The sequence below is a fragment of the Streptococcus sp. FSL R7-0248 genome (assembly GCF_037967965.1).
Classification (GTDB): domain Bacteria; phylum Bacillota; class Bacilli; order Lactobacillales; family Streptococcaceae; genus Streptococcus.
Genome location: NZ_CP150201.1, coordinates 931,835 through 954,541 on the forward strand (window position 1 = coordinate 931,835; position 22,707 = coordinate 954,541).

A 22,707-nucleotide genomic window follows, 5' to 3' on the forward strand; every position below is an offset into this window, starting at 1 on the left:
TATATAATTAATCATTATTTTGACATAAATATGAACAAACAAAAAACCACCCGTAGGTGATTTTTTGTTTTATTCACTAGCTTGCTCCCATTGTTTAGAGAGGTAGCGAGAGTAGCTAGAGATGGCAAAGTTAACCACGAAATAAGCTAAAGCCACAATACCGTATAAGGTAAAGATTTGACTAGGTTCGTAGTAACCACCCATCAAAATCTGACTCTTACCAAACAATTCTTGTAAGGCGATAACAGAGTAAAGGAAAGAAGTATCCTTGATAACTGTTACGAATTGAGAGATGATAGATGGCAACATCTTACGAATAGCTTGTGGGAAGATGATGTAAATAAAGATTTGTTTGTTGTTAAATCCTTGAGACAAGCCGGCTTCCGTTTGGCCATGGTCAATAGAGTTCAATCCCCCACGAATGATTTCCGCCAAGGCAGCTGAAGTAAAGACCGTGAAAGAGGTAATCCCTGCAGCGGTTGACTTGAGTTGGAAGACCAGGAAGATAATGAAAATCCAAAGCAAGTTAGGAACATTACGGACGAACTCAACGTAGATAGAAGCAATCCAACGAAGGATAGGATTCTTTCCGTTACGCATTACCGCCAGAATAGTTCCGAACAGGGTAGATAGCACGATGATGAAGAAAGACAAGTAAAGAGTCGTCCACATCCCTTGTGCCAAGAATTTAAGGTTAGTAGCTGATAAAACTTCTGACATAGTGGACCTCCTTAGTAAGCTTTCTTATTCTCTTCTTCTTTACGACGTGCCCAAGTAGCTAGAGGGAAACACATGATAAAGTAGAGGAAGGCAGCCCCAGCAAAGGCCGGCACATAGTTAGTGGTATCATAAGCCCAAGCCTTAGCCGTGAACATGATATCTGCCCCAGAGATGATGGCAACTGTAGAAGTGTTTTTGATCAAGTTAACCACTTGGTTAGTCAATGGTGGCAAGATAGTACGGACTGCTTGAGGCAAGATGATGATACGCATGGTATCAGCGTAGGTGAATCCTTGAGACAAAGCGGCTTCGGTTTGACCTTTAGGAACTGCCTCGATACCTGTACGAATAATTTCAGAGATATAGGCTCCTGTGTAGACACCCACACAAAGGATAGCCGTCAATGAAATTGGGATCATGACATGACCATCAGTCAAGATTGAAATCCCATAGAAGACAACCACGAATTGCACAAGCAAGGGTGTGTTCTGGAAGATTTCGACATAAACACGTGAAATGCCACGAAGGACCTTGTTGTGAGTCGAACTCATAGCTCCAAAGATAAGCCCAAGAAGAAGAGCTACAATCAAGGCACCAATTGAAATGCCAAGGGTGTAAAAGAAACCTTTGGCAAATTGCCCAAAGTTAGCGAAGAAAGCAGCCCAACGTTCAAGAGCGAAAGGACTAGCCGTTTCAGTTAAAAGATACATAAATTCAGGACTCCTTTCTATTTATCTTCAGCCTTAGCTGGTTTCAAGTGATACTTATCGTAGAGTTTTTGAAGGCTACCATCTTTTTGCCATTTAGCAATCAAATCGTTGGTATAATCAATCAACTCTTGGTTAGACTTACTTGAAGCAATACCGTACTCTTGTGTTTTGAAACCTTCATCAAGGATCTTGGTTTTATCACTTTCGTAACCTGACAAGATTGATTTATCACCAGCAAAGGCGTCAATACGGTAAGCATAGAGTGATACGGCTAACTCAGGATAAGATCCAAGTTGAACGTAGTCAAACTTAAGGTTATTAGCTGAAGCGTACTCTTCAACAGCAGCTTTGGCAGATGACCCTTGAGACACTCCAATAGTTTTACCGTTTAGGTCAGAAAGTTTCTTATAGCCAGATTTGGTTTGAACGAGGAAACCGATTTGGTCGTAGTAGTAAGGATTTGACATGGCATATGAAGCCTTACGCTCATCTGTAATGGTATAAGTAGCGATAAGCATGTCAATAGTTCCGTTATCCATAAGGGCTTCACGAGTTTGTGGGGTAACCGCTGTAAAATTCACCTTAACCTTAAGTTCTTTGGCAATTTTCTTAGCGAGGTCAATTTCCATCCCTTGATAGGTATTAGTTTTGGCTGAATAGTAACCAAAGTTTGGGACATCCTGTTTGACACCAACGTTTAGTGTCCCTTTTTTGACAATTTTTTGAATTGCAGCACTATTGAGTAGTTTACTGCTTTCATCTGCCTGACTACTTTTAGTGTTCCAGAGGAGAACTGCTAGAAAAGCTATAACAGAGATAGCTAAAATGCGACTAAGTTTCTTGATTAACATAAGTCCTCCTTAGGCATCCACTTGGACACGATCAGAGTTGTGGTCGATAATCTTAGAAAGGAATTGAACTGCACGAGGTTCAGTTGGATTGTCGAAGAAACCATCCACATCCGTAGTGTCTACAAGAACCTGACCTTCAGCCATGAAAATGATACGGTCAGCCACACTGCGGGCAAAGCCCATTTCGTGGGTTACGACAACCATGTTCATACCACCTTTGGCAAGGTTTTGCATAACCGCAAGCACGTCACCGATAGTCTCTGGGTCAAGGGCTGACGTTGGTTCGTCAAAGAGCAAGAGCTCAGGGTTCATAGCAAGACCACGGGCAATAGCGATACGTTGTTTTTGCCCACCAGAAAGCATGCCTGGATAAGAATCTTTCTTGTCCCACATGTTAACGTAGCGAAGGAATTTTTCAGCAGTCTTTTCGGCGTCTGCCTTACTGATTCCAAGAACCTTGATAGGTGCCAAGGTTACATTTTCAAGAACGGTTTTATGCGGGTAGAGGTTAAAGTGTTGGAATACCATCCCTGCTTCCTTACGAAGCTCAACCAAATCTTTGGCAGAAGCTTCCGTCACATTATGTCCGTTAACGATAAGTGTACCGTTATCAATGGATTCCAAGGCGTTGATTGTACGGATAAGGGTAGATTTCCCAGACCCAGAAGGTCCCAAGAGAACCACAACTTGTCCTTTTTCAATTTCTAGATTAATGTCACGAAGTGCATGATAATCTCCGTAGTATTTATTGACATTTTTAAATTCGATAAGTGCCATAAGAGCCTCCTAAAATTTTACATTAATATATGTAACAACAAGAGTGTATTTTACTATAGATATAGTAAAATGTCAAAAATGTTTGAAAATTCAATCATAATGTTCGTCATTTAACAGATTACAGATAGCAAAGCTACCTCAAAAAACAAGGAAAGCTTGTATATCAGCTTAATATCTATAGTAGAAACTTGGTCCTTAACCTATTTTTTGGTATAATATGTTTGATACGTAAAGTTTTCTACTTTACAAAATTGAATGACTTAAGAAAACCGATGAGGTGTTTATATGAAAAAAATTCTAGTAGTTGATGATGAAAGACCAATCTCGGATATCATCAAGTTTAATCTAACTAAAGAAGGTTATGAAGTGGTTACAGCCTTTGATGGTCGTGAAGCTTTGGAGCAGTTTGAAGCTGAAAAACCAGACTTGGTCATCCTGGACTTGATGTTGCCTGAACTAGATGGCTTAGAAGTTGCTAAAGAAATTCGAAAGACAAGTCACACACCGATTATCATGCTTTCAGCTAAGGATAGCGAGTTTGATAAGGTTATCGGGCTAGAAATTGGGGCAGATGACTATGTGACGAAACCATTTTCTAATCGTGAATTGTTGGCACGTATCAAAGCTCACTTGCGTCGTACAGAGACTATTGAAACAGCAGCAGAGGAAAGTTCTAACTCTGGCAAGCAGGAGATTTCAATTGGTGAGTTGATTATTGTTCCAGATGCGTTTGTTGCTAAAAAACGTGGAAATGAAGTTGAGCTCACACACCGTGAATTTGAGTTGCTTTTCCATCTGGCAACTCACATGGGACAAGTGATGACGCGTGAGCATTTACTTGAAACTGTTTGGGGTTATGACTATTTTGGTGATGTTCGTACGGTTGACGTAACCATTCGTCGTCTCCGTGAAAAAATTGAAGATACACCTAGTCGTCCTGAATATATTTTGACGCGTCGTGGTGTTGGTTATTATATGAAGAATTATGACTAGTATTGGCTTAAACATCACAAGCTTTGAACTAGCCTTACTCTTTACGCTCCTCTTTGTGGCTTTCTACTTTATTTTTCTTGCATATCGTGATTATCGACGAGTCAAAAATATTCGAAAGTTGACCAAGAGGGTCAAGTCCTTAATGGCAGGTAACTATAACGAGGAGTTACGCTTAAAGGGTGATCCAGAGCTTTTAGAGCTAGCTGACAGCTTGAATGATTTATCGGACGTCTTTCGTTTGACGCATGAAAATCTAGCCCAGGAAAAAAACCGCTTATCATCAGTCCTCTCTTACATGAGTGATGGAGTCATTGCGACTAATCGACGTGGTCAAATTACCATGATTAACAGCACAGCTCAGCGTTTGTTGAATCTAGATTTTGAAACAGCGACACAGATGTCCATTTTAGATTTATTAGATGGTGAAAATCCCTATACTTATAGTGAATTGCTCTCTAAGACTCCTGAAATTCATTTGTCACGTCGAGATGCCAATGATGAGTTTGTGACCTTACGTGTTAACTTTGCCCTTATTCGTAAAGAATCAGGCTTTATCTCAGGTCTGGTTGCCGTTCTTCATGATGCTACTGAGCAGGAAAAAGAAGAGCGTGAACGCCGTCTCTTTGTATCAAACGTTAGTCATGAGTTACGTACACCTTTGACTTCTGTAAAATCCTATCTGGAGGCACTTGATGATGGTGCTCTCGATGAAGAGATTGCTCCTAACTTTATCAAAGTCTCTTTGGATGAGACCAATCGTATGATGCGAATGATTTCTGACCTCTTGGCACTGTCACGTATTGATAATAAGAGTACTCAACTTGATGTTGAAATGACCAATTTCACGGCCTTCATGACCTATATCTTGAATCGTTTTGATCAGATTAAAAGTCAAGAAACCAATACAGGTAAAACTTACGAAATCATTCGCGATTATCCGGTAAACTCAATTTGGGTGGAGATTGATACAGATAAGATGACCCAGGTCGTGGATAATATTCTTAATAATGCTATCAAGTATTCGCCTGATGGTGGTAAGATTACAGTGTCTATGAAGACAACTGATTCACAGTTGATCGTTTCTATTTCTGACCAAGGTTTGGGTATTCCTAAGAAAGATTTGCCTCTGATTTTCGACCGTTTTTACCGTGTTGATAAGGCTAGAAGTCGTGCCCAAGGTGGAACTGGTCTAGGCTTGTCCATTGCAAAAGAAATTATTAAACAACATAAGGGCTTTATTTGGGCTAAGAGTGAGTATGGTAAGGGTTCAACTTTTACAATTGTGCTTCCATATGACAAGGATGCCATGATGGTTGATGAATGGGAGATGTAGTAAAAATGACCTCAGATTTAGGGTTTAAATATAGTATTTTGGCTTCAGGGTCAACTGGTAATTCCTTTTACTTGGAAACTCCAGAGAAGAAGATTCTTGTAGATGCTGGTTTGTCTGGTAAGAAAATCACAAGTTTGCTAGCTGAGATTGATCGTGATCCGAGTGATTTGGATGCAATCTTAGTAACGCATGAACACAAGGATCACATCCATGGTGTAGGCGTTTTAGCTCGTAAATATGGCATGGATATATACGCCAACGAGAAAACCTGGCAAATTATGGAAAGTAAAAATATGCTTGGCAAGATTGATAATAGCCAGAAACATGTTTTTTCTCGTGACAAGCTTCTGACCTTTGGAGACATTGATATTGAGTCTTTTGGAGTTAGTCACGATGCTATTGATCCACAGTTCTATCGCTTTATGAAAGATGGAAAAAGTTTTGTCATGCTGACGGATACGGGTTATGTTTCTGATCGTATGGCAGGTATTATTGAGAATGCTGATGGCTATCTGATTGAGTCCAATCATGATATTGAAATCCTCAGAGCAGGTTCATATCCTTGGTCAACTAAGCAACGTATCCTCTCTGATCAAGGTCACTTGTGTAATGAAGATGGAGCGGATGCTATGATTCGTACCATAGGTAACAAAACTAAAAAGATCTACTTGGGTCACCTTTCTAAAGAAAATAATATCAAGGAGTTGGCCCACATGACGATGGAAAATCAGCTGGCACGTGCTGACTTTGGTGTTGGAACTGACTTCAAGGTTTATGATACCTCACCAGACACAGCGACACCACTGACAGATATTTAAAACATAGCAAAAGAGCTACACTAATGCGTTTAGTGCAGCTTTTTAAAAGGAAAGTATTCATGAAAGTAATTTATCTCTCTCTAGGAATGTTGTCGTTAGGTTTGGGAATTCTTGGAATTCCGCTTCCAATCTTACCTACAACACCATTTCTACTTTTAGCCATTGCTTGCTTTGCTAGAAGTTCTAAACGTTTTGAGAAATGGTTATATCATACTAAGCTATATCAAAGTTATGTAGCCGATTTTAGAGAAACCAAATCCATTGCCAAAGAACGAAAGAAAAAGATTATCATCCAAATCTATGTTTTGATGGGAATTTCAATCTTTTTTGCACCTATCCTTTGGGTGAAAATCGGACTTTTTTGCTTGACAGTCTTCATCACCTATTATTTATTTAAGGTTATTCCTGATAAAGACTAAGATATTATCAAAAAATGAGACTTCCAAGATGGAGTCTCATTTTATATATTATTAATGTTTGCTACGTAATTTCTTACGGAGTTTATAGGCAAAATTGGCTAGTCCGTAAAGAGGGCTAACTGGAAGGTTAAATTCCCCAATAAATTGTTCAATGCGTGGGTTAAATTTTGACTTGAAATTGTACAAGCCACCATCAAGCGAATTTTCAATTCCTCCCATGTTTTGCCACTCGGCACCACGCTCGAAAGCGTGATTAGCTGTCTCATACCATGTCAGGATAGCCGGTTGATAACGGCGGTAGTCTTCATCCATTCCTGCATAGATATTCTCAGATGTCTTGCCAAATTCAAGAACGAGTGTACCTGAGAGTGGGACCGTCTTATTTCCAGCATCAACCTTTTCTTGAAGGAAGTCAATTTCTTCTTTTAGTCTTTTGTATTCTTGTTTATTGTTCTCGATTTTTCCTGGTTTAGTTTTTTCAGTAAACTTGGCTGCATCAGCAATGTTCTTTTCGAGTTGCTTATTGAGGTCTTTGAGACGGGCTGGTAAATCTAGTGTTGAGAGTGTAATGTAAGAAGACTCTGGGTAAGTAGTCAACAACTTTTCATAATAATCGATTCCACGAAGGTGGATGTTTTTACGGGCCTCTGTCTTCTTCATCAGAGAAGCGAATTGTTCAAGAAGCTCAGTGCCACCAAATTGGACTGAAATCCCCTTGTTTCGAGCAGTACGAACAGCCTGCTTAGTGCTCTTAGAGAGTTGTTCTTCAGTGAAATCTTCCTTATGGATGTTAGCCTGGAAGCGAGGCTGGATATTTTCAGACATATCTTCAGTGAGGCCTGTCCATTCAACGCCAAGAGCCTGGATGTCTTTGGCAATCGCCATAGTCTCTTTACGGATTTCAGCTTCTTGTGAAACCAGGTTCTTTGTCACAAAAAGGCTTGGGTCAAATTTCACAAAGAGAGCACGCTTTGTTTTGGCATATTTTTTAAGTGAAGCCATAACAAAGGCGAGCAAATCTTTATCTTGATAATCCATAATAGGTCCACGAGGAATATAAATCATAGAAAATCCAAGAGGGAGTGGCTGAATAAGGACACTAGCGACAGCAACGAGATTACCATCTTGATAGAAACCTAGGCGGTCATTTCCCCAGCTATCCTTGATTTTAGCCCATGAACTACTTTGTAATAAGTTTGTTTGAGGACTATCTATAACAAAACGGTCATGCTCAGAAGTACTGAGTCCAGTTTTATAGGTATACATATTATTCTAGAACCCACTTTCTAATAGCATAAGCGACACCAGATTCATCATTTGATTTTGTGATGTGTTTCGCAATTTTCTTCATTTCTGGATTACCATTTTCCATAACGACAGGAGAGCCAACGACTTCAAGCATAGCACGGTCATTTTCTTCATCACCGATAGCCATTGTTTCTTCTTTAGAAAGACCGAGTTTCTCAGCAAGATGGGTTACAGCAATTCCTTTGTTGGCTGTTTTCTTGAGAATTTCTAGGTAAAATGGTGTTGATTTTACAATAGTAAAGCGGTCATAAAATTCCTGTGGAAGTTTGGCAATAGCTGCATCAAGAATTTCAGGTTCATCGATATACATGGCCTTAACGAATTCCTTGTCAGCCACCTCTTCAGGTGTACGATAGTAAATCGGCATATGAACAAGTGTAGACTCATGAACCGTGTAGCGACCAATGTTGCGATTACTTGTGTAGATACCATCTTTAGTAATAGCGTGAGAATGAACACCAAGCTTGTTAGCCAAAACCTCAATGTCAAGGTAGTCTTCGTATGAGAGTGTCTCACGAATTAATTCATTACCAGTAGAAGTTTCTTGGACAAGCCCACCATTGAAGGTGATAACATAATCTCCGTCTTGGTTGAGGTTAAGTTCTTCAAGAAGAGGAAGCACCCCAGGAATAGGACGACCAGTCGCGATAACAACCTTTACACCAGCAGCCTTGGCATCTTGAATGGCTTGAAAGACTTCCGGTGTAACTTGACTTTGGCTATTTAAAAGCGTTCCATCAATATCAACTGCAATAAGTTTAATAGACATAATAATTACCTGTTTCGTTTAGTTAGTTTCCCTTCTATTTTACTAAAATTTAGGCGCTTTGTCATAGTTCTTCCTGAGAAAAGTATTATTGCCTCTTTAAAGAAGTCGTTTAGGTAAAAATTGCCCAAATGCTTTTTAATTGGTAAAATAAGGTCAGACTAATAAAGGAGAGACAAGAGTGATTCGAGCAACCAACCAATTGACGGAAAAAGAACGAAAGGCAGCAAAAGCATTGATTGCTAGCTGTCAAGCCTATGACCAAACCTTTCGAGAACCTTATCTCTCCAATATGCTTAATTTTGATCCCAATATGCCGGCCTTTTTCCTCTATTATCAAGAGGGAGAGTTGCTTGGTTTATTAACGGTTTATGCGGATGACCATGATGTGGAAGTAGCGATTTTAGTTGCCCCAGATTATCGCCGCAAAGGCATTGCGAGGAGTTTGTTTGACAAATTTCAGAAGGAAACGGCACCTTACCCTTTTCGCTCAGTGACCTTTCAGACAGAGCGTGTTTTTCTAGATAGTCATCCTGATTTGGAAAGTCATTGGGGGGTGGTTGAGGATGAAGAGACCGAAACCTGGCTAGGGAGAGATAGGACACCATATGCTCTGGATTCTCGTTCAGATGTCAAGGTGCTCTTAGCAGCCCCCGCTTATGTAGAAGAAATAGCCCAACTCCACCACCAAGCCTTTTCTGATCCAGAGGAAACGCTCGATGTGAGTCGCAGATATATTACAGAGGCCTTGAAGGATTCCGATGGCCTACTTTACATCCTCCTCAAAGAAGCTCAGGTCATTGGAGTGTGTACGGTCGATTTATCTGGGAATAGCAACTACCTCTATGGACTTGCGATTGCTGAAGCTTATCGTGGACAGGGCTATGGAAGCTATCTGGCAAAATCAGTCGTCAATCAACTCATTGAGCAAAATGACAAGGCTTTTCAAATTGCAGTAGAAGATAGCAATATTGGAGCCAAACGTTTGTATGAAAATATCGGCTTTGTCAAACAAACCCAGGTGGTTTACTTGAAATAGAAATGGTAGACGCAATACTGATACTCTCTTTTAGTATAGAGTTGCTATTATCTTAAGTAGAAAAATAGTTTTAGAACAGAAAGGAATACTTAATGGAAATTAAAATTAAAAACAAAATAAAAGTAGGCAATCAAACGGAGATTATCGAAGAAATCCACACTTGTGAGGTTATGGAAAAAGGAGATTTTACTTATCTTGTTCACCATAATTCCGAGAAAGAAAAAGTGGTTATTAAGTTGAATCAGGAAGAGTTGGTGATGACACGCTTTTCTAATCCTAAATCCATTATGCGTTTTTCGGCTAAGGTACCTGCCTTGGTCCACATTCCGACGCCCCTTGGTACCCAGCATTTTCTGACAGATACGAGTCTATTCGCCCATGACCCGAATGGACAGACAGTTGATATTCATTATCAATTGAAACATCCAGAAACAGAAGACGTTTTTGCTGATTATGAATTAGAGGTTTCTTGGTTTTAATTTTTGAAAAAATAGAATCATTTTGCTTGAATAAAGAATAATTTATGATAAAATGTTTAGTACAAATAAGGGAGTAGCAGGTGACTGTAATCATGAGATTTGATTAACAGTTGCGATTATGTCGTCATTACGAAATTTTATATTTCCGGCATATTCTTAAACAGCGAGACTTGTTTTTAATTAAACAAGTCTCTTTTTGTATAATTTTTTATATAAAAAGAGTCTTGTTAGCCATTTTTCCCTATAGAGAAGGAGGAGATTATTTTGTCGAAAGAACAAAGTAAAGCCTTGTTTTATACACAAGGAGAGGAAGAAGTCCTAAAAAGCTTGGACACTTCCATTGATGGTTTGTCTACTGCACAAGCCAAGGAACGATTGGATGCCTATGGCTATAACGAGCTGGATGAAGGTGAAAAACGCAGCCTTTTGTCAAAATTCATCGATCAGTTTAAAGATTTGATGATTATCATCTTGCTTGTCGCAGCCGCCCTTTCTGTTATTACAGAAGGTATGCATGGTCTGACCGATGCCTGCATTATTTTAGCCGTTGTTGTTTTGAATGCAGCCTTTGGTGTTTATCAAGAAGGACAAGCAGAAGCGGCTATTGAAGCTCTTAAAAACATGTCAAGCCCTCTGGCTCGTGTGCGTCGTGATGGCAATGTTGTTGAAATTGATTCACGCGAGTTGGTTCCTGGAGATATCGTCTTGCTTGAAGCTGGTGATGTTGTTCCAGCTGATATGCGTTTGCTCGAAGCTGCCTCACTTAAGATTGAAGAAGCTGCCCTTACAGGTGAATCTGTTCCAGTTGAAAAGGATATTACTGAGACGGTTGAAGCAGAAGCCGGAATTGGTGACCGTGTGAATATGGGTTACCAAAACTCAAACGTTACTTACGGTCGTGGTACTGGAGTGGTTACCAATACTGGTATGTATACTGAAGTTGGTAAGATTGCTGATATGCTAGCTAATGCGGATGAATCACAAACGCCGTTGAAGCAAAGCTTGGAGCAATTGTCTAAGACTTTGACTTATCTTATTATTGCTATTGCCTTAGTGACATTCTTGGTTAGTGTCTTCATTCGTGGCGAACAGCCCCTTGAAGGCTTGATGGTTGCCGTTGCTCTAGCCGTTGCTGCCATTCCTGAAGGTTTGCCTGCTATTGTAACCATCCTCTTGTCACTTGGGACAACGACCCTTGCTAAACGCAATTCGATTGTTCGTAAATTGCCGGCTGTTGAAACCCTTGGTTCAACTGAAATTATCGCATCTGATAAGACTGGTACCTTAACCATGAACCAAATGACTGTTGAAAAAGTCTATACAAACGGTCAATTGCAAAACGCTTCTACGGAACTTGGTGCTGACAATACAACCCTTCGTATTATGAACTTTGCTAATGATACTAAGGTAGACCCAGATGGTAAACTAATCGGTGATCCAACAGAGACTGCTTTGGTACAGTTTGGTTTGGACCACAATTTTGACGTTCGTGAAGTCTTGAAATCAGAGCCACGTGTGGCGGAGTTGCCATTTGACTCAGACCGTAAGCTCATGTCTACCATCCATAAGGAAGCAGACGGTTCATACTTTATCGCCGTCAAGGGTGCGCCTGACCAATTGCTCAAACGTGTGACTCGTATTGAAATCAATGGTGAGGTTCGTCCTATCACGGATGAAGATAAACAAGCTATCCTTGCGACTAATAAGGACTTGGCAAAACAAGCTCTTCGTGTCTTGATGATGGCTTATAAGACAACGAATGAGATTCCTACCTTGGAATCTGAGGTTGTTGAGTCTGATTTGATTTTCTCAGGCTTGGTCGGAATGATTGACCCAGAACGTCCTGAGGCGGCAGAAGCTGTTCGTGTCGCTAAAGAAGCGGGTATCCGTCCAATTATGATTACAGGTGACCACCAAGATACGGCAGAAGCCATTGCCAAGCGTCTCGGTATCATCGATCCAAATGATACGGAAGATCATGTCTTTACTGGCGCTGAGCTTAATGAGCTTTCTGATGAAGAATTCCAGAAAGTCTTCAAACAGTACTCTGTCTATGCGCGTGTATCTCCTGAACACAAGGTTCGTATCGTCAAGGCTTGGCAAAATGATGGCAAGGTTGTTGCTATGACAGGTGATGGGGTTAATGATGCGCCATCACTTAAAACAGCTGATATTGGTATCGGTATGGGAATTACAGGTACAGAGGTTTCTAAGGGAGCTTCAGATATGGTTCTTGCCGATGATAACTTTGCGACAATTATCGTTGCCGTAGAAGAAGGACGTAAGGTCTTCTCAAATATTCAAAAATCAATCCAATACCTCTTGTCAGCCAACATGGCCGAAGTTTTCATTATCTTCTTTGCCACACTGTTTGGTTGGGATGTGCTTCAACCAGTACACCTTCTCTGGATTAACCTAGTCACTGATACCCTTCCAGCCATTGCTCTTGGTGTTGAACCAGCTGAACCAGGTATTATGACTCACAAACCTCGTGGTCGCCAATCAAACTTCTTTGATGGTGGTGTCTTCGGAGCGATTATGTATCAAGGTGTCTTCCAAACTATCCTTGTTCTTGCAGTATATGGTTGGGGCCTTACCTTCCCAGAGCACCATACGCAAGCAGAAATTCATGCGGATGCCCTTACAATGGCCTTTGCCACACTTGGATTAATCCAGTTGCTCCATGCCTTTAACGTTAAATCAGTTTATCAATCAGTCTTTAAAGTTGGTCTCTTTAGAAACAAGACTTTCAACTGGGCAATTCCAGTAGCCTTCGTTCTTTTGATGGCAACTATCGTAGTTCCTGGATTTAATAACCTTTTCCATGTGTCACACCTTAGTCTGACACAATGGCTTGCGGTTATTGTAGGTTCCTTCTTGATTGTGGTATTGGTTGAATTAGTCAAAGCTATTCAACGTGCCCTTGGTAAGGATAAAGACGCTATTTAAAACATAAAGTCAGAGATAATGGTCTCTGGCTTTTTCTTATCACATCTTGAATTCAGGAGGAGTCTTGTTTATAATTGAAGAGAAATGATCACAAGATAAGGAGAAGGCCATGAACGAGACCATTAAGACACAACTCAATCACCGCAGCATCCGTCAATTTAAACCTCTAGCTTTGACACAGGAAGAAGTTGACCTTCTGGTTGATGTGGCCAGACATACGGCAACTAGTAATTTTAGACAATCCTATTCGATTATCAGTATTACTGATCAAAAATTGAAGGAAGAAATTGCTGAAATTGCGAATCAGCCTTATATTCCAAATGCTGGGCATCTTTTTGTATTTGTTGTAGACCAAAGACGTAATACTTTGATTGCAGAGGCAAAGGGCGCTGAAGCCTTGGTGCAAGGTAGTCCCGAACGCTTTATCTCGGCCTTTTCAGATGCAATGATTGCTGCTCAAAATGTGGTAGTAGCTGCTGAGAGTTTAGGCATGGGAACAGTTTATTTGGGTAGTATCTTGAATGATAATGCCAAGCTTTCGGAGCTTCTCAAACTTCCAAAGTATGTCTATCCAGCAGTAGGCCTAGCAGTTGGTTGGCCAGATCAGGAACCACAGCTTAAACCTCGTTTGCCACGTCACGTTATCCATATGGAAAATTATTATCAGGATTTAGAAAATCCCTTGGAGGAGCTAAAAGATTACGACGCTGAAGTCCATGAGTATTATGATCTCCGCGATCTCAATAATAGGGTTGATGAATTTACGACTCAGATTGCTAAGACCATGGATAAATCCGTTGCCAATCGTGCTAATACCTTGAAGGATCTTCAAAAGCAGGGATTTTTCATCGACTAAAAAAACGACTCCCATAAGAGTCGTTCTACAAATCGAATAGTGTCATAGAGGAAAGGAACTCATTTGCTAGTTCCTTTTTTTCATATTCTAAAAACTCTTGTCGTTTCTTGACTAGGTTGTAACGCTTGGAGAGGTTCCATGTTCCAGTAGGATTGAGTTCGGGATGATTGGAAACAAAGTCAATGGTTAAGTCCCATTCTCGTCTGTATCCAAGAGGACGCGAGTGATAGCTTACACCATCAATTGTTACCGTCCCATAACTGCGGTGGGCATGACCAAAAACAACATCTTTAACACCATGTTTGACGAAAATCTGATGAAATTCTTCAGATCCTAAATAAGCGTTAAAAGGTTTAAAACGTTCGTGCGTCATGGTGAAACGACTATGAGGAACAAAATGCATGACAACTATAAGGTTACGAGTGTCTAATTCACTTAAGATATTGTCTAGCTTCTGGAGACTAGTTTGACAGATTTCGGGATCTGTACCCAATCGTTTAAGTCGTCGGTCGAACCAGAGTTGTTTCTTACGTTTAAGAATCTTTTCCAATTTTTCATCAGAATAGGAATAATCATACCACCCATGAAAAGCCAATAATGTCTTACTTCCTAAATCAATTACCTGAAAATCAAGATTATCAATAAGCTCATCTTCTAAATCAAGCATATCATGATTGCCTAAATTATAGGTGACCTCGACCGCCTTAGACAGTTTTCGTAGGAAAGGTTTCGTGTCGATATAATAATGGTTAGAAATATCACCAGCAATATGGAGATGGCTAACTTCTTGATCTTTTAGGCACTTTATTAGAGTATCGATTTCATATGTTTCAAAGTGATTCAAATCAATATGTAAATCACTCATTACTGCAAGTCTTGTCATAGGAACATTGTAACAAAAAGGTTGAGGCTTGTCTGTAAATGAAGATGATGGAAAATACTTGCCCTTGGACTACATTTTCATTATGATAAGAATATGGATATCAAGTTAGAAATACAAAAGATGGCCAAGGAAATTGGCATCTCAAAAATTGGTTTTACAACCGCTGATGATTTTGCCTATCTGGAGAAATCCCTTCGACTTGGAGTCGAAGAAGGGCGGACAACAGGGTTTGAACATAAAAATATTGAAGAGCGTATTTATCCTAAGTTGACCTTAGAATCAGCTAAAACCATCATTTCCATTGCAGTTGCTTATCCTCATAAGTTGCCGCAACAGCCCCAAAAAACAGAATTTAAGCGGGGCAAAATCACTCCAAATTCATGGGGCCTAGATTATCACTATGTTTTGCAGGACAAACTAAAACGTCTGGCAGAAGGTATTGAAAAACTGACGGAAAACTTCGAATATAAAGGTATGGTAGATACTGGAGCCTTGGTCGATACAGCTGTGGCCAAGCGAGCTGGAATAGGCTTTATCGGAAAGAATGGACTAGTGATTTCAAAAGAATACGGCTCCTACATGTATCTCGGTGAGCTTATCACTAATCTAGAGATAGAACCTGATCATGAAGTAGACTATGGTTGTGGGGATTGCCGTCGTTGTCTGGATGCCTGTCCGACATCTTGTCTCATTGGCGATGGGACTATGAATGCCCGTCGTTGCCTATCCTTCCAAACCCAAGATAAGGGGATGATGGATATGGAGTTTCGAAAGAAGATAAAGACTGTTATCTATGGTTGCGACATTTGTCAGATTTCCTGTCCATATAACAGAGGTATCGACAATCCTTTGGCTTCAGACATAGATCCTGAGCTTGCCATGCCCGAATTGCTTCCATTTCTTGAGCTGACCAACAAATCCTTCAAGGAGAAATTTGGGATGATTGCCGGTTCATGGCGAGGGAAGAATATTCTTCAACGTAATGCCATTATTGCCTTGGCCAACTTACATGACCGCAATGCTATTGTCAAACTGATGGAGATTATCGATAAGAATAATAATCCCATTCACACGGCGACTGCCATTTGGGCTCTCGGTGAGATTGTTAAGAAGCCCGATGAGGCTATGTTAGACTATATGAGGGAACTGTCACCTAAGGATGAAGAATCCCAAGCCGAGTGGGAGCTTGTGTGTGCAAAATGGCAAATTTAAGTGATTTATGCTAAAATTAAGCATAATACTATAAAATGGAGGAAACTTATCCATGGAAGTGGCAGAAATTCGCCAAAAAATCTCTGAAAATCAAGAGAAGCTCGTGAGCTTCGGGAGGTCTCTTTGACTTAGATCGTTTGGAAGAGGACATTGCGCTCCTTGAAAACCGAATGACTGAGCCAGATTTTTGGAATGATAATATTGCAGCTCAAAAGACTTCACAAGAGTTAAATGAGCTCAAAATGAAATACGAAACTTTCAACAATATGCAAGAACTCTCTGACGAGACAGAGCTTTATTTAGAAATGTTGGAAGAAGATGATAGTGTTCAAGAAGAGCTGGAAGAAACGCTCGAAAAACTTGATAAGATTATGACAAGTTACGAGATGACACTTCTCTTGTCTGAACCATATGACCATAACAATGCCATTCTGGAAATTCACCCAGGCTCTGGTGGTACAGAAGCTCAGGACTGGGCTGATATGTTGCTCCGTATGTACCAACGTTATGGAAATGCCAAAGGTTTCAAGGTTGAGACTTTGGATTATCAGGCTGGTGATGAAGCTGGAATCAAATCTGTAACCCTTGCTTTTGAAGGACCTAATGCTTATGGTTTCCTCAAGTCAGAAATGGGTGTCCACCGTTTGGTTCGTATTTCACCATTTGACTCTGCCAAACGTCGTCATACCTCATTTACATCAGTGGAAGTCATGCCTGAATTGGATGATACCATTGAAGTTGAGATTCGTGACGATGATATCAAGATGGATACATTCCGCTCAGGTGGTGCAGGTGGTCAGAACGTCAACAAGGTTTCTACAGGTGTGCGTTTGACCCACATTCCAACAGGTATTGTTGTAGCTTCAACGGTTGATCGTACACAATACGGGAACCGTGACCGTGCGATGAAGATGCTTCAAGCTAAGCTCTATCAAATGGAGCAAGAGAAGAAAGCAGAAGAAGTGAATGCTTTGAAAGGTGATAAGAAAGAAATCACTTGGGGAAGTCAAATTCGCTCATACGTTTTCACGCCATATACCATGGTTAAAGATCACCGTACAGGTTATGAAGTTGCCCAGGTTGATAAGGTAATGGATGGGGATATTGAAGGCTTCATCGATGCATACCTCAAGTGGCGTATGGAAGAATAGTAATGATATACTATTTTTAAGTATTTAGATACTCTATCTCAATGAAAGGAAGGCTTCAGCTATTTTAGTAGTTGAACACTGACATTATGGCTCTTATTGAATTAAAAGATGTTACTAAGAAGTATGATAAGTCAACAACAGCCCTTAGACACATTGATTTGTCTGTTAACTCTGGGGAGTTTGTTTACTTAGTCGGCCCTTCTGGTGCTGGTAAATCAAGTTTAATTCGCTTGTTCTACCAAGAAGAAAAATTAACGAGTGGCTCTATGAAGGTTGGAGAGTTTGATTTAACCCGACTTCGTAAGAAAGATGTTCCACTCTTGAGACGTTCTATTGGAGTTGTTTTCCAGGATTATAAACTCCTTCCAAAGAAAACGGCTTTTGAAAACGTTGCATATGCCATGGAAGTTATTGGTGAGAAACCTCGTCATATCAAGAAACGGGTGACAGAGGTTCTCGAGTTGGTTGGTCTTAAACACAAGATGCGTTCATTCCCAAATCAATTGTCTGGTGGTGAGCAACAACGTGTCGCTATTGCGCGTGCTATCGTCAATAATCCAAAAGTGTTGATTGCGGATGAACCAACAGGGAACTTGGACCCAGAGATTTCATGGGAAATTATGCAAGTCCTTGAACGTATTAACTTGCAAGGGACTACCATTATAATGGCAACCCATAACTCAACTATCGTTAATAACCTTCGTCATCGTGTCGTAGCGATTGAAGAAGGACGTATTGTTCGTGATGAAGAGGAAGGAGAGTACGGTTACCATGATTAGACGCTTTTTCCGCCATTTAGGAGAATCGATTAAGAATCTCAAACGTAATCTATTGTCGACACTTACGGCAGTATTTTCGGTGATGATTGTTCTTTCACTTTTAGGTGTCTTTGGCTCTGTTATTTTAAATACGCAGAAATTGGCTTCAGATATTGAAAAGAATATTCAGGTCAATGTCTACTTGGATCCAGATTCATCAGATGCCTCGAAAACAGTCAAGGAACTTTCTGGACAGATTGTTGCTAATAAAGACTACCATAAGATTTATGATGCTTTGACTAACATCAAAGGTGTAGATAAGGTTACTTTCTCTAGTAAAGAAGAACAAAAGAAACAACTGATTGAAACAATGGGTTCAAGTTTCGAGACAGCTACTGGAGATGCCAACCCTCTTTCAGATGTTTACATCGTCCAAACGAAATCACCAGATGATGTGAGTCGAGTTGCCAAGGAAGCAAAAGCCATTCAGGGTGTTGATAATGCTAACTTTGGTGGCTCAGATACTGAAATTCTGATGTCCACTATGAAACGTGTTCAATTTTGGGGAATCATTGCCACAGCACTCTTAACTATTGTGGCTGTTCTATTGATTTCAAATACCATCCGTATTACCATTATGTCACGTGCGACTGAAATTCAAATCATGCGTTTGGTAGGTGCTAAGAATTCATATATTCGTCGTCCCTACTTGATGGAAGGTGCTTGGATTGGAGCACTTGGTGCTATCATTCCTTCTGGGCTCATTTATCTTTTGTATCACATGGTTTACTCATCTTTGAATCCAGATTTTGTCAAAGGTGGTATTTCGTTGTATGATCCAGAGTGGTTTGTCTATGCGGTTATCGGAACCCTCTTCGCAGTCGGTATTATTATCGGTTCGATTGGGTCACGTATGGCAATGCGCCGTTATTTGAAATACTAAGAGATTAAAGGAGAACTATTTTGGTTCTCTTTTTGTTTGTCGAGAGATTCAGAAAAGCAGATTTTCAACTATATCTCAAAATCGTCTGCTCAAAGCCCAAATCCAATCCCATATTTGGTATAATATTTAAAAAACATTGGAAAAGAGATGCATTATGACAAAGTTAGCTACCATTTGTTATATTGACAATGGAAAGGAGCTTTTGCTCCTACATCGTAATAAAAAGCCTAATGATGTTCATGAAGGAAAGTGGATTTCTGTCGGGGGAAAACTAGAAGCTGGAGAGACACCAGATGAATGTGCTCGTCGTGAAATTCTCGAGGAAACACATTTTACAGTGACTGAGATGGATTTTAAAGGTATGATTACCTTTCCAGAATTTACCCCTGGTCATGATTGGTACACCTATGTCTTTAAGGTAACTGGTTTTGAAGGAGAACTCATCTCAGATGAGGAGTCTCGTGAAGGAACGCTTGAATGGGTACCATATGATGAGGTCTTATCTAAACCAACTTGGGAAGGTGACTATGAGATTTTTAAGTGGATCCTTGAAGATAGACCATTCTTCTCTGCAAAATTTAGCTACGATCGTAACCAGAACTTGGTAGATAAAACTGTAACATTTTATGATAAATAGGGAGGAACTATGAAGCGTAAAAAAACAGAAAATTTTTCAGAAACATGGTTTTTTAAGTGGATATTGAATAATCAGGCTGTCGTAGCTTTTTTCATCTTACTTTTGATTGGTTTGACGGTTTTGATTTTTACCAAGATTAGTCCCATTTTTTCACCCGTCATCCAGTTTATGACCATTATTATGTTGCCATTGGTTATTTCCATGCTCCTTTATTATTTAATAAAACCTTTGGTACTACTTGTAGAAAGAACGGGATTGAGTCGAACCATGTCTATCTTGGTCATCTACGCTATTCTTGGCTTGCTCTTGGTTTGGGGGATTTCAACAGCTATTCCAAGCTTACAAAATCAAATTTTGATCTTGATACGAAATGCACCATCATATATTGCACGTGCCAATAGTGAAACGGAACGTTGGATTAATCTCCCTATTCTTTCCAACTTCCATGGTGATTTAGAGTCCATGCTTAGTGATTTCTCAGCGAGAATGGTCAATTATGCTGAGAACTTTTCTTCATCGGCTTTGACATGGGTTGGATCTTTTGCGAGCACAGTAGCAAGGGTGACAGTAGCTATCATTTTGGCACCTTTCATTCTCTTCTACCTTTTAAGAGATAGCCAAAAGATGAAACATAGCTTTGTCTCAGCCTTACCAACTCGCTTTCGTGAAACAACTGTTCGTATGCTTTCAGATATTAATAGTCAGCTCGAAGGGTATGTTCAAGGCCAGGTTACAGTCGCTATTGTTGTTGCCATCATGTTCTGTATTATGTTTAAGATTGTAGGTCTTCGATATGGTATGACTTTCGGTATTATGGCAGGTTTTCTAAATATGGTTCCTTATCTGGGAAGCTTTCTTGCTATGGTACCAGTTATAATCATGGGACTGGTGCAAGGACCCGCTATGTTGATCAAGGTCCTCATCATTTTCTTCATTGAACAAACTATTGAGGGACGTTTTGTTTCTCCACTCGTTTTGGGGAATAAACTAAGTATTCACCCGATTACCATTATGTTCATTCTCTTGACAGCAGGTTCTCTTTACGGTGTTTGGGGCGTCTTATTGGGGATTCCAATTTATGCCTCTGTCAAGGTTGTTGTTAGAGAGATTTTTGATTGGTATCGTTCTGTAAGTAATCTTTATCAAGATGATTTAGAAAATGAAGGACAAAAAGACGATGTTAAATAGTGAAAAAATGGTTGCCTCTATTGGAAACCAAGATTTAGACCACGCAGACAAATATTTTAAAAAAGCTTTACGAGAGGACCCTGCAGAGGTTCTTGTTGAGTTGGGCCAATACTTAGAATCTATTGGTTTCTTACCACAGGCACAGGAAATTTATGAAAAAGTTCGCTTTGATTTTCCAGAGGTTAATGTCAATCTAGCACAAATTGTTGCCGAAGATGGTGATATTGAAGAGGCTTTTCTCTATTTGGATGTCATACCTGAAGACTCTGACGACTATTTGTCTGCTTTAATTGTAAAGGCTGACCTCTACCAAATGGAGGGCTTAACTGATGTGGCACGTGATAAGTTGTTGGAGGCAAGTCAATTATCAGATGACTCATTGATTATTTTTGGTTTGGCTGAGATGGAGTTTGAACTTGGAAATTTTGAACAAGCAATTCATTACTATGCTAAATTAGATAATCGTGACCTTCTTGCGATGACTGGCGTTTCTACTTATGAACGCATTGGTAAGGCTTATGCCAGTCTTGGAAAGTTTGAAGCTGCTCGTGAATTTTTGGAAAAAGCTATTGAAATTGAGTATGATGATACCGTTGCTTTTGAGTTAGCCACTTTGCTCTATGATCAAGAAGAGTATCAAAAAGCTAATTTTTACTTTAAGCAGATAGAAACCATGTCTTCTGACTTCGAAGGTTATGAGTATATTTACGCCTTGTCGTTACATGCAGAACATAAAACCGAAGAAGCTTTACGAATGGCACAACAAGGGATTTCTAAAAATGCCTTTGATGTTCAATTACTTTTGCTAGCGTCACAGTTATCCTACGAGTTGCATGACACTCAATCTGCTGAATCTTATTTGAAGCAAGCCTTGCCATTGGCTGAGGACCAAGATGAGATTATCTTACGTTTAAGTACGCTCTATTTGGAAGAAGAACGTTACGAGGATCTAGTGGCTTTAGCCGATTATGAAGTTGATTCTGTTTTGGCTCGTTGGAACATTGCCAAGGCCTACCAAGCACTTGATGATGAAGAAGAAGCTTTTCAAATCTATCAAGATTTGGCTAAAGATTTATCTGAAAATCCTGAATTCCTCCATGATTATGCATATATTTTGCGTGAATTTGGTTACAGGGATCAGGCGCGTGCAACGGCTGAAAAATACCTTGCTTTAGTTCCAGATGATGTCAATATGCAAACATTTTTTGAGGACTATTAAGCTGTGAAACGTTTTAATCATTGGTTTTAAGAGAGGGAGAGATACATTGAGCTTGCTCACTCCCTCTTTTTTTATTTCTCTATTTATGTTATGATTTTATTAGAACCCATAAGGAGTGAGTATGGTTAAGAGAGATTTAATTCGAAATATTATCATAGCAGTTCTTGCCATTGTAGTGATTTTGTTGTTGAGAGCTTTTGTCTTCTCAACACACCGTGTGACTGAAGGTCAGGCTAATGACTATATTCATGCTGGTGACTATGTTACTTTCAATAAAAATGTTGAGCCTCAGAAAAAAGATTTTATTCTTTATACAGTTAATGGTAAAGAATACATTGGGCGTGTTATTGCTGATGAGGGTAAGAGCGTGACAGCTATGGATGATTTCCTTTATGTTAATGATAAGTCAGTTGACGAAGCCTATATTAGTAAGGGTAAATCAGCTTATTTAGCGACAGTTTCACCTGGGAATTTCTTCACTGATGATTTTTCCATTGCAACATTGACAGATAATAAACAAACTAAGATTGAAAAGGGGCAGTACCTTGTACTGAACGATAATCGTCGTAATACAGATGATAGTCGTAAGTTTGGTCTCATTGACAAAGATCAAATTAAAGGTGTTATCTCTTTCAGATTGTATCCTCTATCACGTTTTGGTTTCGTTGATGTCGATTAATATTTCAATACTACTAAAA

Annotated in this window: 23 protein-coding genes; 16 read left to right on the plus strand and 7 right to left on the minus strand. The window is 39.8% G+C overall.

The genetic code is table 11. The features are described 5' to 3' along the window. Positions 1 to 69: 69 nt before the first annotated feature. The 4 genes from NYE32_RS04555 to NYE32_RS04570 are packed head-to-tail and all read right to left on the minus strand — an operon-like array spanning position 70 to position 3,058. Positions 70 to 720 (minus strand): amino acid ABC transporter permease, encoded by a 651-nt coding sequence (locus tag NYE32_RS04555; protein ID WP_002886253.1) that lies wholly within the window; start codon positions 718 to 720, stop codon positions 70 to 72. 11 nt (positions 721 to 731) lie between these two features. Beyond that, positions 732 to 1,430 carry an amino acid ABC transporter permease gene (locus NYE32_RS04560; RefSeq protein WP_002886251.1) on the minus strand — a complete coding sequence of 233 codons (699 nt, stop codon included), beginning with the start codon at positions 1,428 to 1,430 and terminating at the stop codon, positions 732 to 734. A 17-nt stretch (positions 1,431 to 1,447) separates the two neighbouring features. Beyond that, positions 1,448 to 2,281 carry a transporter substrate-binding domain-containing protein gene (locus NYE32_RS04565; RefSeq protein WP_037611665.1) on the minus strand — a complete coding sequence of 278 codons (834 nt, stop codon included), beginning with the start codon at positions 2,279 to 2,281 and terminating at the stop codon, positions 1,448 to 1,450. Positions 2,282 to 2,290: 9 nt separating this feature from the next. Beyond that, positions 2,291 to 3,058: an amino acid ABC transporter ATP-binding protein gene (locus tag NYE32_RS04570; RefSeq protein ID WP_038675884.1), complete on the minus strand. Its 768-nt coding sequence runs from the start codon at positions 3,056 to 3,058 to the stop codon at positions 2,291 to 2,293. 285 nt (positions 3,059 to 3,343) lie between these two features. Here NYE32_RS04570 and yycF point away from each other — a divergent pair, with 285 nt between their 5' ends. The 4 genes from yycF to NYE32_RS04590 are packed head-to-tail and all read left to right on the plus strand — an operon-like array spanning position 3,344 to position 6,621. Further along, the gene (yycF, locus tag NYE32_RS04575; RefSeq protein WP_002884978.1) at positions 3,344 to 4,051 is read left to right on the plus strand and encodes a response regulator YycF; all 708 of its coding nucleotides are present in this window, start codon (positions 3,344 to 3,346) and stop codon (positions 4,049 to 4,051) included. Next, entirely contained in the window at positions 4,044 to 5,384 is a 1,341-nt protein-coding gene (vicK, locus tag NYE32_RS04580; protein WP_013990681.1) for a cell wall metabolism sensor histidine kinase VicK, read from the plus strand. Before yycF ends, vicK begins: the two co-directional genes overlap by 8 nt. Before the next feature lie 5 nt (positions 5,385 to 5,389). Next, a complete protein-coding gene (locus NYE32_RS04585) occupies positions 5,390 to 6,202 on the plus strand; it encodes an MBL fold metallo-hydrolase (RefSeq protein ID WP_339157105.1) in 813 nt (270 codons plus the stop codon). 59 nt (positions 6,203 to 6,261) lie between these two features. Next, a complete protein-coding gene (locus tag NYE32_RS04590) occupies positions 6,262 to 6,621 on the plus strand; it encodes a YbaN family protein (protein WP_037597735.1) in 360 nt (119 codons plus the stop codon). A gap of 51 nt (positions 6,622 to 6,672) precedes the next feature. Here the strand turns inward: NYE32_RS04590 and NYE32_RS04595 are convergent, their stop codons facing one another. Together NYE32_RS04595 and yidA are read right to left on the minus strand one after the other, a co-directional pair. Then, positions 6,673 to 7,887, minus strand: coding sequence for an aminoacyltransferase (locus NYE32_RS04595; RefSeq protein ID WP_339157106.1), 1,215 nt, complete (start codon positions 7,885 to 7,887; stop codon positions 6,673 to 6,675). Between the two features lies 1 nt (position 7,888). Further along, positions 7,889 to 8,698 (minus strand): sugar-phosphatase, encoded by an 810-nt coding sequence (gene yidA / locus NYE32_RS04600; RefSeq protein ID WP_339157107.1) that lies wholly within the window; start codon positions 8,696 to 8,698, stop codon positions 7,889 to 7,891. 178 nt (positions 8,699 to 8,876) lie between these two features. Between yidA and NYE32_RS04605 the strand changes: the two genes are divergently transcribed. The 4 genes from NYE32_RS04605 (at position 8,877) to NYE32_RS04620 (ending at position 14,018) form a co-directional block, all read left to right on the plus strand. Continuing rightward, a complete protein-coding gene (locus NYE32_RS04605; protein WP_339157108.1) occupies positions 8,877 to 9,734 on the plus strand; it encodes a GNAT family N-acetyltransferase in 858 nt (285 codons plus the stop codon). Between the two features lie 92 nt (positions 9,735 to 9,826). Further along, positions 9,827 to 10,213: a DUF1934 domain-containing protein gene (locus tag NYE32_RS04610; RefSeq protein ID WP_073686299.1), complete on the plus strand. Its 387-nt coding sequence runs from the start codon at positions 9,827 to 9,829 to the stop codon at positions 10,211 to 10,213. Between the two features lie 264 nt (positions 10,214 to 10,477). Then, positions 10,478 to 13,162, plus strand: a complete 2,685-nt coding sequence (locus tag NYE32_RS04615; RefSeq protein ID WP_339157109.1) for a cation-translocating P-type ATPase — start codon at positions 10,478 to 10,480, stop codon at positions 13,160 to 13,162. A 109-nt stretch (positions 13,163 to 13,271) separates the two neighbouring features. Then, complete coding sequence (locus NYE32_RS04620; RefSeq protein ID WP_048675063.1) at positions 13,272 to 14,018, plus strand: NADPH-dependent oxidoreductase; 747 nt, start codon at positions 13,272 to 13,274, stop codon at positions 14,016 to 14,018. Between the two features lie 25 nt (positions 14,019 to 14,043). Here NYE32_RS04620 and NYE32_RS04625 read toward each other — a convergent pair whose 3' ends face one another. Further along, positions 14,044 to 14,901, minus strand: a complete 858-nt coding sequence (locus NYE32_RS04625) for a metallophosphoesterase (protein ID WP_339157110.1) — start codon at positions 14,899 to 14,901, stop codon at positions 14,044 to 14,046. A gap of 93 nt (positions 14,902 to 14,994) precedes the next feature. Between NYE32_RS04625 and queG the strand changes: the two genes are divergently transcribed. The 8 genes from queG to lepB all read left to right on the plus strand — a co-directional run bounded on the left by queG (position 14,995) and on the right by lepB (position 22,688). Next, positions 14,995 to 16,113 carry a tRNA epoxyqueuosine(34) reductase QueG gene (queG, locus tag NYE32_RS04630; protein WP_014633196.1) on the plus strand — a complete coding sequence of 373 codons (1,119 nt, stop codon included), beginning with the start codon at positions 14,995 to 14,997 and terminating at the stop codon, positions 16,111 to 16,113. Positions 16,114 to 16,165: 52 nt separating this feature from the next. Then, a protein-coding gene (prfB, locus tag NYE32_RS04635; RefSeq protein ID WP_096833329.1) for a peptide chain release factor 2 occupies positions 16,166 to 17,264 on the plus strand; the annotation gives its coding sequence in 2 pieces (ribosomal slippage) (positions 16,166 to 16,237 and positions 16,239 to 17,264; 1,098 coding nt in all). A gap of 86 nt (positions 17,265 to 17,350) precedes the next feature. Further along, positions 17,351 to 18,043, plus strand: coding sequence for a cell division ATP-binding protein FtsE (ftsE, locus tag NYE32_RS04640; RefSeq protein WP_013990672.1), 693 nt, complete (start codon positions 17,351 to 17,353; stop codon positions 18,041 to 18,043). Next, positions 18,036 to 18,965, plus strand: a complete 930-nt coding sequence (ftsX, locus tag NYE32_RS04645; RefSeq protein WP_156685392.1) for a permease-like cell division protein FtsX — start codon at positions 18,036 to 18,038, stop codon at positions 18,963 to 18,965. The genes ftsE and ftsX overlap by 8 nt, the downstream gene beginning before the upstream one ends. A 154-nt stretch (positions 18,966 to 19,119) precedes the next feature. After that, on the plus strand, positions 19,120 to 19,602 hold the full coding sequence (locus tag NYE32_RS04650) for an 8-oxo-dGTP diphosphatase (protein ID WP_037597740.1): 483 nt from the start codon (positions 19,120 to 19,122) through the stop codon (positions 19,600 to 19,602). A gap of 9 nt (positions 19,603 to 19,611) precedes the next feature. Beyond that, positions 19,612 to 20,790, plus strand: coding sequence for an AI-2E family transporter (locus tag NYE32_RS04655; protein WP_073686303.1), 1,179 nt, complete (start codon positions 19,612 to 19,614; stop codon positions 20,788 to 20,790). Further along, positions 20,780 to 22,009, plus strand: a complete 1,230-nt coding sequence (locus tag NYE32_RS04660) for a tetratricopeptide repeat protein (RefSeq protein WP_073686304.1) — start codon at positions 20,780 to 20,782, stop codon at positions 22,007 to 22,009. Before NYE32_RS04655 ends, NYE32_RS04660 begins: the two co-directional genes overlap by 11 nt. A gap of 121 nt (positions 22,010 to 22,130) precedes the next feature. Next, on the plus strand, positions 22,131 to 22,688 hold the full coding sequence (gene lepB, locus NYE32_RS04665; protein ID WP_037597744.1) for a signal peptidase I: 558 nt from the start codon (positions 22,131 to 22,133) through the stop codon (positions 22,686 to 22,688). Positions 22,689 to 22,707: the final 19 nt, after the last annotated feature.